7 protein-coding genes are annotated in these 11326 nt (G+C 69.1%); 1 reads left to right on the top strand and 6 read right to left on the bottom strand.

Annotated elements, in window-relative coordinates; genetic code table 11:
• Nucleotides 1–100: 100 nt before the first annotated feature.
• Together E3O57_RS06885 and E3O57_RS06880 are read right to left on the bottom strand one after the other, a co-directional pair.
• On the bottom strand, nt 101–460 hold the full coding sequence (locus E3O57_RS06885) for a hypothetical protein (RefSeq protein ID WP_088456815.1): 360 nt from the start codon (nt 458–460) through the stop codon (nt 101–103).
• Between the two features lie 3 nt (nt 461–463).
• Nucleotides 464–970, bottom strand: coding sequence for a MarR family winged helix-turn-helix transcriptional regulator (locus E3O57_RS06880; protein WP_103461655.1), 507 nt, complete (start codon nt 968–970; stop codon nt 464–466).
• 110 nt (nt 971–1080) lie between these two features.
• On the opposite strand from E3O57_RS06880, the gene E3O57_RS06875 reads away from it, so the two are divergent.
• A complete protein-coding gene (locus E3O57_RS06875) occupies nt 1081–1713 on the top strand; it encodes an NADPH-dependent F420 reductase (RefSeq protein WP_103479275.1) in 633 nt (210 codons plus the stop codon).
• An 11-nt stretch (nt 1714–1724) separates the two neighbouring features.
• Here the strand turns inward: E3O57_RS06875 and E3O57_RS06870 are convergent, their stop codons facing one another.
• The 4 genes from E3O57_RS06870 to E3O57_RS06855 all read right to left on the bottom strand — a co-directional run bounded on the left by E3O57_RS06870 (nt 1725) and on the right by E3O57_RS06855 (nt 9924).
• Nucleotides 1725–4745 carry an SNF2-related protein gene (locus E3O57_RS06870; protein ID WP_103479274.1) on the bottom strand — a complete coding sequence of 1007 codons (3021 nt, stop codon included), beginning with the start codon at nt 4743–4745 and terminating at the stop codon, nt 1725–1727.
• A 48-nt stretch (nt 4746–4793) separates the two neighbouring features.
• The gene (locus E3O57_RS06865) at nt 4794–5249 is read right to left on the bottom strand and encodes a GyrI-like domain-containing protein (protein WP_103479273.1); all 456 of its coding nucleotides are present in this window, start codon (nt 5247–5249) and stop codon (nt 4794–4796) included.
• 66 nt (nt 5250–5315) lie between these two features.
• Nucleotides 5316–7610, bottom strand: a complete 2295-nt coding sequence (locus tag E3O57_RS06860; RefSeq protein ID WP_133159765.1) for a bifunctional diguanylate cyclase/phosphodiesterase — start codon at nt 7608–7610, stop codon at nt 5316–5318.
• Nucleotides 7611–7725: 115 nt separating this feature from the next.
• The gene (locus tag E3O57_RS06855) at nt 7726–9924 is read right to left on the bottom strand and encodes a S9 family peptidase (protein ID WP_103479276.1); all 2199 of its coding nucleotides are present in this window, start codon (nt 9922–9924) and stop codon (nt 7726–7728) included.
• Between the last annotated feature and the right edge of the window lie 1402 nt (nt 9925–11326).

The following is an 11326-nucleotide window of genomic DNA, read 5'->3' as shown; positions in this document are numbered from 1 at the left end:
ACCTCCGGACGGGTTGGGGAACTAGACAGCTCCACCCTCCACCGGAGGTCTTCGTCATTTCAAGACGTCACACATCAACCAACGTCCCTGGGCAGTACATCTAGCGCTCGAGCTCAGCCGCGAACCGCTCCGGCAGCACGACATTGGCGCCGACCCCCGCGAAAAACGGGGCGACCTCGGTGGGCGTGTAGCCGGCGATGCCGCAGCCGATCTCGGTCACCAGAAACCTGAGCTCCGGATGCTCGGCCGCGAACCGAACGAACCCGGTCACCTCGTGCTGCAGTACCGCCAACCCGCTCATGCTGTCGATCGCATACGACTGACCGTGCAACCCGTGGCCCTGGCCCCAAACCGCGCCGAACCTCTCGTGCGCAAGGGCGGCGGCACCGGCCGCGTGCAGCCCGGTCGCGTTGGACCCGAAGACGAAGACCTCGCCGGGTTCGAGTCGGGTGATCCGCATGGCTCAGACTCCCTTCGGGGCCCCGGGGTTGAGACGGTTGGTGGGGTCGAGCTTCATCAGCAGCTGGTTCGAGATCGCGTCCAGCTGCGCCACCTGCTCGTCGGTGAGCGGGTCGATCACGTTCTCCCGCACCGTGCGCACGTGCCCGGGCGCCGCGGCCTGCACGACGGCCCAGCCCTCCTCGGTGAGACTGGCGTTCGTCGCGCGCCGGTCGCTCGGACACGGTGTGCGCTTGACCAGGCCACGGTCTTCGAGCCGGCGCACCACGTGCGAGAGCCGGGGCAGGCTGGAATTGGTCATCGAGGACAGCCCGGTCATCCGCAGGGTGTGGTCGGGCGCTTCGGAGAGCATCGCGAGCACGTAGTACTCGAAGTGGCTCAGGTCGGAGTCGCGCTGCAACTGGGAGTCGAGCAGCCCGGGCACCAGCTCCACCACCGCAACGAAGCGCAGCCAGGCGTGCAGCTGGGCCTGGTTGAGTCCCTGCACGGCGGGCGTTTCGTTCGTGTCCATGGGGATAGCTTATCAAGCAGGTCCCGCTTTGGTTGACGCGACAACTAAAAGCCGATACGTTACTTGTACCAACAATTAATTATTCGCCGCAAGGCGAGAGGGAGTATGTCATGACGAGCATCAGCATCATCGGAGCCGGCAACATGGGAACCGCCATCGCGACGATCGCGGCGAAGAGCGGCGCTTCGGTTCAGCTACTGGCACAGGACGCCGAGAAGACCGCGGCGGCGGCGGCTCTGGCCGGCGAATCCGTCACGTCGGGAGTCGCCGGTGATGCCCTCACCGGTGAAATCGTCGTTCTGGCCCTGCCGTACCCGGCGGTCGCCGGGGTGCTGGCACAGTACGCCGGCCAGCTGGACGGCAAGATCCTGGTCGACATCAGCAACCCGCTGGACTTCGCCACCTTCGACTCGCTCGTCGTGCCGGCGGATGGCTCGGCCGCGCAGGTGATCGCCGAGACCGTTCCCGGCGCCCGGGTGCTCAAGGCCTTCAACACCACCTTCGCCGCCACCTTGGCCACCAATGGTGTCAACGGCGTCGCCCCCACCACGGTGCTCGTCGCCGGCGACGACGCATCCGCCAAGGACGCCCTGATCGCCCTGCTGATCGCCGGTGGTGTACTCGCCCTCGACGCCGGCGCCCTCAAGCGCGCCCGTGAGCTCGAAGCCCTCGGCTTCCTGCAGCTGACCCTCGCGGCCGGCTCCTCCATCGGCTGGACCGGCGGCTTCGCCCTCGTCAAGTAACCCCGAGGACCCTATTCGAGTAAGCCCCGGATGTCTTCGGGGGTGAGGGACTGTGCGAAGACCGCGTCGTCGTCGAGGACCGCCTCGACCAGCTTGGCCTTGGACTCCTTGAGCGCCATCACCTTCTCCTCGATGGTGTCGGCGGCCACCAGCCGATAGACCATCACGTTGCGGGTCTGGCCGATGCGGTGGGTGCGGTCGATGGCCTGGTTCTCGCTGGCCGGGTTCCACCAGGGGTCGAGCAGGAACACGTAGTCGGCCTCGGTGAGGTTCAGACCGAAGCCGCCGGCCTTGAGGCTGATCAGGAACACCGGTGCGTCCCCGGCCTTGAACTGGTCGATGACGCCGGGCCGGTCGGCGGTCGATCCGTCGAGGTAGCTGTACCGCACCCCGCGGGCGTCCAGACGGGCGGCCGCCAGGGCGAGGTAAGAGGTGAACTGGCTGAAGATCAGGGCCCGGTGCCCCTCGGCGATCACCTCGTCGAGCTGCTCGAACAGCGCGTCGAGCTTGCTCGAGGGCACTCCGGCGTACTGGTCGTCGACCAGCGAGGCATCCAGGCTCAGCATCCGGAGCAGGGTGATCGAGCGGAACACGATGAACCGGTTGGCCTCGAGGTCGTCCATCAGTCCCAGCAGCTTCTGCCGCTCGCGCTGCAGGAAGGTGTCGTAGATCTCGCGGTGTTCGGGGTCGAGGTCGATGCGCAGCACCTGTTCCTGCTTGGCCGGCAGGTCCCTGGCCACGACATCCTTGGTGCGCCGCAGCATCAGCGGGCGGATGCGCCGCCGCAGCCGGTCGATCAGCTCGCGCTGGGATCGCACTTTGCGTTCGGCCGGGCGCAGGTACTCCTCGGTGAATCGGCGGGCCGAGGGGAACAGGCCCGGCGCCACGATGGCGAACTGCGCCCAGAGTTCGAGCAGGTTGTTCTCCAGGGGTGTGCCGGTGACGGCCAGCTTGAAGGGCACGTTCAGATCGCGGGCCGCGCGGTGCAGCTGCGAGGTGCGGTTCTTCACGAACTGGGCCTCGTCGAGGATCAGCCCCGACCAACCGTGCGCCTGGTAGGCGTCGAAGTCGAGGCGGAGCAGCGCGTAGGAGGTGACGAGAACGTCGACGCCCTCGGCCTGGTCGGCCAGGCTGCGGCCGCTGGTGGCCTGGGTGCTGGTCACCGAGCGCACGCGGAGGCCCGGCGTGAACCGGGCCGCTTCGGCGAGCCAGTTGGAGACCACGGAGGTGGGCGCCACGACCAGGAACGGTCGGCGGGGCTCCGCAGTCTCCGCAGGCTCGTCGGCCGGGGTCTGCACGGCGTGGCTGAGCAGCGCCAGCACCTGCAGGGTCTTGCCCAGCCCCATGTCGTCGGCAAGGATGCCGCCCAGGCCGTGCTCCCAGAGGAAGACCAGCCACTCGAATCCGGCCAGCTGGTACGGGCGCAAGGTGGCGGTCAGCCCGGCCGGCAGCGGCGTGGCCCTGGGCAGGGCCGCGGCATCCGCCGCACCGCGGTCGAGGGCAAGCAGCCCGCCCACAGCGGCCCGCCATGACACGGCCTGCTCGGTCTCGTCGGCGAGGTCCTCGAAGTCCGACCACAGGCTGGCCTGGTGCCGATTGATGCGCAGCCCGGTTTCCCATTCCGACAGCGCCCTGGCCTCCTCGATGAGCTCCCGCAGCCTGTCGAACACCGGCTGGGTGAGCGAGAGGTAACTGTTGTCCACCAGGAGCAGTTTTTTGCGCCCCTTCGCGAGCGCCGTGAAGATCGGGTTGAACGGGATGCTGCGGCCGTCGATCCGCACGATCACGCCGAGGTCGAACCAGTCGCGCTTCTCGGTCTCCACCGTCGTCACGATCAGCTGCGGGGCTCCGGTGAGCTCGCGGTAGTCCGGCTTGTCGCCCACCAGCTGCACTCGCACCCCCGCGATCGTCTCGAGCCTGGGCAGGGTTCGGTCGGTGTACTCAGCGGCGGGGAGGCCCTTGAGGGTCACGGTTGGTGCGTCAGGATCGGCCGGCGCCGACAGGTCGGGCACGGCGGTCGTCACCCGGTCCAGTACCTCGGTCTCGGCCTGCTCGTCGCGGTCGCCCTGCCACTGCCAATCCAGCCGCACCGCCTGCTTCGGCTCGAAGCTCACGGTGTGCACGAGCACCGGCGGGGGCGGCGGCGGGAACTCGATGGAGGCATCCGTGCTGACGATCGGCAGGCTGCGGCGCAGGGTGGGGTAATACTCGCGCAAGAACTCGTCGACCTCGCCGGCCGGCACCACCAGGCCGGGCCGGACTGGGGCCCGGTCGCCGGTGCCGCCGAGGAGTCGGCGCTGTTCGGCGCTGAGCGGCTCGAGGCTCGGGGCCAGCACGATGGCGGGGTCGGCGCCGAGCCTGTACGCGTAGACGCCGTGGTCGCCGAGCGCGCCGGCGTCGCCGACCGGATGCCGGTGCCCGTCGATGCTGAGCACGGGGGAGAGGGTGAGGGCCTCAGTAGTCTGCACCGCATCGAGCAGCACACTCGCCGTGGCGGCCACCGTCACGGCGGCGTCCTTGTGGCTGCCGGTCAGGCCGATGCCGAGCCGCTGGGCCTCGGCGAGCAGGTGCCAGAGCAGGGGGCTCTCGAACTCGTCGAGGTAGAGCCACTCGGTGTCCTGGCCGTTGTAGACCGGCCGGTCGACCCTGTGCAGCGGCACGAACTGGCAGAACCAGCGGTGCTGCGCCACGTTGAGGTTCTGCCGATTGAGCTGGTAGCCCACGTTGCTCCAGGTGATCGTGGACTTCACCCACTTGCCGGAGTCGCTGCGGAGGACCGGACGCACGCCGAGCCGGATGGCGCCGGTCCTGGCCCGGCCGGCCGAGGCACGCACGGCGGTGGCCCCGCGCCAGCGGTCGTTGCTGCGCGGGGTCTGCTCGCGCAACTCGAAGAGCAGGCCCATGGCCGTGCGGGCGCCGGCGCCGGGCTCGGTGACGGGCGGCAGGGTCGGCTCCGCCGCGGCCGGGCCGGTCAGGGCCTCAACGGCCGACTTCCAGTCGGCGGCGCCTGGCGACGGCGGGGTGGGCGGCATGGCTCAATGGTCTCACGCACCCGCCGACAGCCGGGCCGGGGCATCCGCTCAGGTCAGCGGAAAAACGATCCGGGTCTGCCAGGTCGCGGGGTCGGGATTCGTCTCGGGATCGCTGAGGTATTCCTCCCACATGTCCATGCCGGGGGTGAGGTTCTGCTCCCGCAGCCAGGCGGCGATCTCGTCGTAGGTGCGGGTCATCCCGTCGTACGGCCCCGTGTAGACGCTCGCGATGGCTGATCCGGCCGGCAGCTCGGTCACGACGACATCGGCCGTGCCGTGGGCGGGCCCGGCGATGGGGAAGCCCGCCGTGACGTCGACGGTGTCGGTGGGTATGCCGTGATACAGCGCCAGCGGCGGCCCGGCGGGCGTCAGCCCCTGGGCGGCCATGGCCGCGGCGGACACCTCGAAGGCCCGCCCGAAGTACTCGGTGAGGTCAGCCATCTTCACGTTCTCGTGTACCCCCAGCAGGGTGCGCGGTTCCAGTTCGACCCTGTCGATCTGCATGGTGTGCTCCTTCGCTCGGGGTCACTCTATTCCCACTCGCGCGCCGGGCACACCCGCAGCGGCCGGCTACCGGATGGCCCGCATCCCGGCAGGCAGCGCCGTGCGAGCGTCGAGCCAGCGTTCCAGCTCCGCCGCGGGAATCGGGCGGGACAGCTGATAGCCCTGGGCCACGTCACAGCCGAAGCGTTCCAGTTGGTGGAGCACCTCCGCGGTCTCCACGCCCTCGGCCACGATGCGCATGCCCAGGCTGTGGCCGAGGTGGATCGAGGATGCGACCAACGCCGACGCCCTGTCGTCGTCGAGCATCGGGATGACGAAGGACTGGTCGAGCTTGAGTTCGTCGATCGGCAAGTCCCGCAGGTAGGCGAGCGAGCTGTAGCCGGTGCCGAAGTCGTCGACGGCGATCAGTACGCCGGCGTTCCGCAGGCGCAGCAGGATGTTGCGGGCGCGGTCGCGGTCCACCAGCAGGAATTCCTCGGTGACCTCGAGCATGAGGGCGGAGCCGGGCAGCCCCCGGTCGGTGAGCATCGAGGTGACCACCCCGGCGAGCTGGTAGTCGGCCAGCGACCGCGACGACAGGTTCACGGCCACTGTCACCGTGCGCCCCTGGGCCTGCCAGATCACGGCCTGGTCGAGGGCGAGTTCGAGGACCACCCGGGTGAGGGTGCGCATCAGGCCACCGTTTTCGGCCACATCCAGGAACGCGGCGGGGTACAACAGTCCCCGCGTGGGGTGGTTCCAGCGCACCAGCGCCTCGACGCCAGGCACGGTGTCGGTGGCCAGGTGCACCTTGGGTTGGTAGTGCAGCACGAGCTGGTTCTCGGCCAGCGCGATGCGCAGTTCGTGCAGGGTGCGCAGGCGGGCCTCGTCGTTGCTGTCATCGCCGGGGGAGTAGACGTGCTGGCCTACCCGGCTGGACTTCGCCGTGTACATGGCCATGTCGGCCTTGCGCATCAGCCCGCTCAGGTCTGAACCGTGCTCAGGTGCCAGAGCGATGCCGATGCTCAGCCCGACCTCGAGGCTGAGGCCGCCGATGACGATGGGCCGTGCGGTCACCAGGCGTAACCGGCGAGCCATGGCCGTGGCGCGTTTGCGGTCGGCGTGGTGCAGGTGAACAGCGAATTCGTCGCCGCCGAGCCTGGCGAGCAGATCACCGGCCTGGAGGGCGTCGGACAGCCGGGCGCCGATCCGGCCGAGCAGCTGGTCGCCCGCTTCGTGGCCGAGGCTGTCGTTCACCTCCTTGAACCTGTCCAGGTCCAGCACCAGCAGGGCGCTCGGCCGGGCGTCGATGTCGCGCAGCCGGGCGGCGACATCCACCGCCAGGGCGCGGCGGTTGGGCAGGCCGGTCAGGTCGTCGGTACGCGAGAGCGAGTGCAGCTGGCGCTGCCTGAAGGCCAGCGGGATCGCGGCCAGTGCCAGAGTGCCGCCGGCGAGGCCGACGGCCAGCACCGAGACGTGGGTCTGGCTGGCCAGCAGCAGCACGGTCAGGGCGGCGGCCGTGGCCGACATCGGGGCCGCCACCGAGGTGGCGGTGTAGACGGTGCCGTCGGCGACGGCGGTGATCGACGAGTGCTCCGGCAGGGTGCGGCGGCGCACCGAGGCGAGCACCCACGCTGTGATGAGAGCGAAGCCGATCGCCCATACGCCGGTAAGGGCCGATCCGATGAGCACCGACTCGACCTGCGCCTGCCCGGCGTAGACGGTGTCGGCCCCCGCGAAGAGCAGCAGACCGGCGGTCAGCAGTAGCCCGGAGCGACCTAACACCCGGCCCGGGATCGCAGCGACGCCGGCGAGGGCCGCGATGAGCAGCAGGTCCAGCACCGGGAACGCCATGCTGAGGAAGACGGTCACCGAAAACGGGCCGCCGGTTTCCAGGGCGGGGGAGAGCAGCACGGCGAGCACCGAGGCGGCGCCCAACGCGCCGACGGCGCTGTCAAGGAGCACCGGCCAGCCCTGCGCACGCAACCCACGGTGGGCGATCACGGCGAGCACGCCCACCATGAAGACGTAGAACATCAGATAGCAGGTGTCCGCGAGCGAGGGTATGAGTTCGGCGCCGGCATCGTCGGGCAGCAGCCTGTACGCGGTGTCACCCACGGCCAGTGCGGTCACCGCTGCCGCGGCGAGGAGGATGTCGGGCCGGGTGAGGCGTACCCGGTTGACGGCCAGCCAGACCAGAACCACGGCTGCCCAGTTGCTGAGCACGGCCAACCAGCCGTCAACGAGCGGGTTGAACCCGACGCCATGGAAAACCAAGCCGATGAGGTTGGCGACCAGCACCACGCCGATGCCACCGAACACGACGTAATCGGCACGCGACAGCCGCGGTCGAGGACGCGGGATGGCCGACACAGACGTCACTGTCGAGTCCCCCCTCCGAGACCAAGTACCTTGCGGACACACTGCCGCGACCTGCTCACTTTACTGGGTCACACACCGTCGCCGACCAGGTTCCCCCCATTCGGCCATCGGCAGGCTATGCAGTACCGCCGTCTGCGCCGCTGAGGGAGGCGAATTCGCCCTCACCAGACGGATGCGCCCCGGCCGCGTCAATCAGCCAGGCGTAGTCGAAGGCCCGCTCGCGCCAGCCGGCGTAGCGACCCGAGACGCCGCCGTGGCCGGCCGACATCTCGGTCTTCAGCAGCGCATCCGCCCCCACCTCGCGGAGTCTCGCCACCCACTTGGCCGGCTCCACGTAGAGCACCCGGGTGTCGTTGAGGCTGGTGACGGCGAGGATCCGCGGGTAGTGCGTCTGGTGCACGTTCTCCAGCGGTGAGTAGGTCTTCATGTAGGCGTACACCTCGGCGTCGTGCAGCGGGTCGCCCCACTCGTCCCACTCGATCACGGTGAGCGGCAGGCTCGGGTCGAGGATCGAGGTGAGCGGATCAACGAACGGCACCCCGGCGAGGATGCCGGAGAACAGTGACGGCGCCATGTTCGCCACGGCGCCCATCAGTAGTCCGCCGGCGCTGCGGCCCTCGGCGACGAGCTTGTCCGGCGAGGTGTAGCCGCAGTCGATGAGGTGCTCGGCGCAGGCGACGAAGTCGGTGAACGAGTTGCGCTTCTGGTGGGTCTTGCCGTTTTCGTACCAGAGCCGGCCGAGCTCGCCACCGCCGCGCACGTGGGCGACCGCGAAGATCATGCCGCGGTCAAGCAGGCTGAGCCTGGAGATGCTGAAGGACGGGTCGATGCTGATCTCGTAGGAGCCGTAGCCGTAGAGCAGGGTGGGGGCCGGGACGCCGGGCTCGACGAGGTCGGAACGGTAGACGATGGAGATGGGTACCCGGGTGCCGTCGGCGGCAACGGCCCATTCGCGGCGCTGTTCGAACAGGGTCGGGTCGTAGTGGCCGAGCACCGGCTGCTGCTTGAGCAGGCGCAGCTCGCCGGTGGCGACCACGTAGTCGTAGACCGTCGAAGGGGTCACAAAGCTTGTGTAGCCCAGACGGATAGTCGGCTGGTTCCATTCGGGGTTGCCGCCGGTGCCCACCGAGAAGAGTTCCTCGTCAAAGGTGATCTCGGTGAGGCCGCCGCCGCGTTTGGTGGCGTAGGCCACCCGGGTGAGGCCGTCTTTGCGGTATTCGACCACCACGAAGTCGCGGAACGCGTCGACGCTTTCCAGGCGGATGCGCTCGCTGTGCGGCAGCACCACCCGGCCCGGGTCCTTCGGATCGGCGGCCGGCACGCTGACGAGCTCGAAGTTCACGGCGTTGTGGTTGTGCACGATCAGCAGGCGGTCTTCGCCGTCGATGACGGCGTGCTCCACGTCGTACTCCACGTTGTCGCGCCGCGGCCAGACCACCGTGAACTCGCCGGTGGGGTCGGCGGCGTCAAGAAGGAAGGTCTCGCTGGTGACGCTGGAGCCGGCCTCGATCATGAGGTATCGGTTGCTGCGCGAACGGCCGACGCCCACCCAGAAACGCTCGTCGGGCTCGGTGAACACCGTCACGTCAGCCTCGACCGAGGTGCCGACCTCGTGGCGCCAGACCGTATCGGGGCGCCAGGCGTCATCGACGGTCGTATAGAAGACGTATCGGCCGCTCGGGTCGAAGAGCGCGCCGGCGCTGGTGTTCGGGATTTCGTCGGCCAGGTTCTCGCCCGTGGCGATGGTGCGTATCCGCACCGTGTAGCGCTCGTCGCCCTCGATATCGACGGCGTAGAGCAGGGTGCTGCCGTCGTCGCTCACGTCGAAGCTGCCGAGGGAGTAGAAGTCGTGGCCCGCGGCCTCGGCGTTGTCGTCAAGTAGCACCTGCTCGCCGGGCAGGCCGGGGGCGGTGTCGCCCGCGTGTGCGCCGGTCGAGTCGGTGCCGGCCGAGTCGGTGCCGGTCGCCGGTTCGATGACCGGGGGAGTCCAGTCATCCGGACCCGAGATGGGCGCGCGGCAGTGGATGCCGTATTCCTGTCCCTCCACCGAGCGGGTGTAGTGCCACCACTGCCCACGGCGCACCGGAACGCTGAGGTCGGTCTCCTGGGTGCGGTCCTTGATCTCCTCGAAGATCTGCTCCTGCAGCAGCTCAAGATGGCTGGTGCGGGCATTCGTGTATGCGTTCTCGGCAGTGAGGTGCGCGATGACCTCCGGGGCGTCCTTGTCGCGCATCCACTCGTAATTGTCGACGAACACATCGTTGTGGTGGATACGCCGCGTGGGCTTCCGGGCGGCGACGGGAGGAAGGTTCATGAACTCAGCGTAGCCATCTCGTCCGACCATGTCCCGTGGAACTCCGCAGCCGCCGCCGCGCGCGCGGGATTGCTGTTCGGGGGGTGCCCTGAACCGCCGTCGACGCCGTGCTGGCCTCGTCGGACCAGCCCCGCACCCCGTCCCCGACAACGCGCCTATCCCGTCGGTCGAGCTTGTCGAGACCCTCGCAACCCGTCCTCGACAGGGCGCCCATCCCGTCGGGCGACCCCGTCGAGACCCAGCAACCCGTTCTCGGCAACGTGCCCGTCCCGTCGGTCGAGCCTGTCGAGACCCCCGAGCCATCCTCTGCAGTACGGAAATGTTTTCGATATCCGTTCCGGAATTTGCTGACGTATCCTCCCATATAGGTACGATTCGTGAGAGAATGGGGGTATGGACGACGAGCTGGATAGTGGCTCCACCGCACCGACGGGAACTACTCCCACCGGGTCGAACCTGCACGACTGGAACACCGGCCTGTCCGGTCCAGATCCCCTCACGGCACCGGATGCCGCCATCCTCGCCGACACGACCGACACGAAGGCCGACACTGCAGCCGGCCCTGCAGTCGGCCCTGCGGCCGGCCCCGCGACGGGCTCGAGCCGGGCCGGCCGGGCCGGTCGGGGTCCGTTTAAGCCGCGGCCCGAGTGGCGGGATCCGGCCGAGCTGCTGGGGGTGCAGGGCGCGCATACCGGTGCGTTCGGTCAGAAGCTCCAGGCTCTGGATGATGCGGCGCGGACGGTGATGGCGGTGATGGACTCCATTGACGTGAACGCGTTGAGTGACCCGGAGGTGGTCGCGTTGACGCAGATGGTCGAGCGCACCGGTCGGCCGGTGGATGCGGCCCGGGTTAGCACGGCGACTGTGGTGGGTTACCGGTCCCGCACTGGGCTGGGCACGNGGTTGGGGGCGTCGCACCAGAATGATCTGCTGATCGGGCTGACCGGCACGTCGGTGCCGGAGATGAAACGGCGGGTGAGCCTGGGTGAGAAGGTCGCACCGCGGATGCTGGGCGGCACGGTCCTCGAGCCCGAGTTCCCGTTCGTGGCCGCGGCACTGACCGCCGGGGAGATCGGCATCGACGCGGCCGAGAACATCGTCAAGGGCCTGGCCGACTACAAAGTGCACGGCCGCTTCGATGCCGACCAGTCGCTGGTGGACGGCGGTGAAGCCGAGCTGGTGGAATCGGCAACCGGGTCGGTATTCGGCCGCACCCCCGGCCCCGGCGACATCGCCACCGCCACCGATGCCGATGACGCCGGCGCCGGCGCCGGACAAGTCTGCACGGGGCCGGTCCGGCGTTTGGGTGCGTCGGCGGGGTTCACCTTCCCGGCGGACCGGATTCGGGAGATGGCGGCGACGTGGCAGGCGGTGTTGAACCCGGACGGGGCCGCGCCCACCG

It is taken from the genome of Cryobacterium sp. TMN-39-2 (assembly GCF_004402745.1).
Classification (GTDB): Bacteria; Actinomycetota; Actinomycetes; order Actinomycetales; family Microbacteriaceae; genus Cryobacterium; species Cryobacterium zongtaii.
This window is presented reverse-complemented; position numbering and strand designations above follow the sequence as displayed.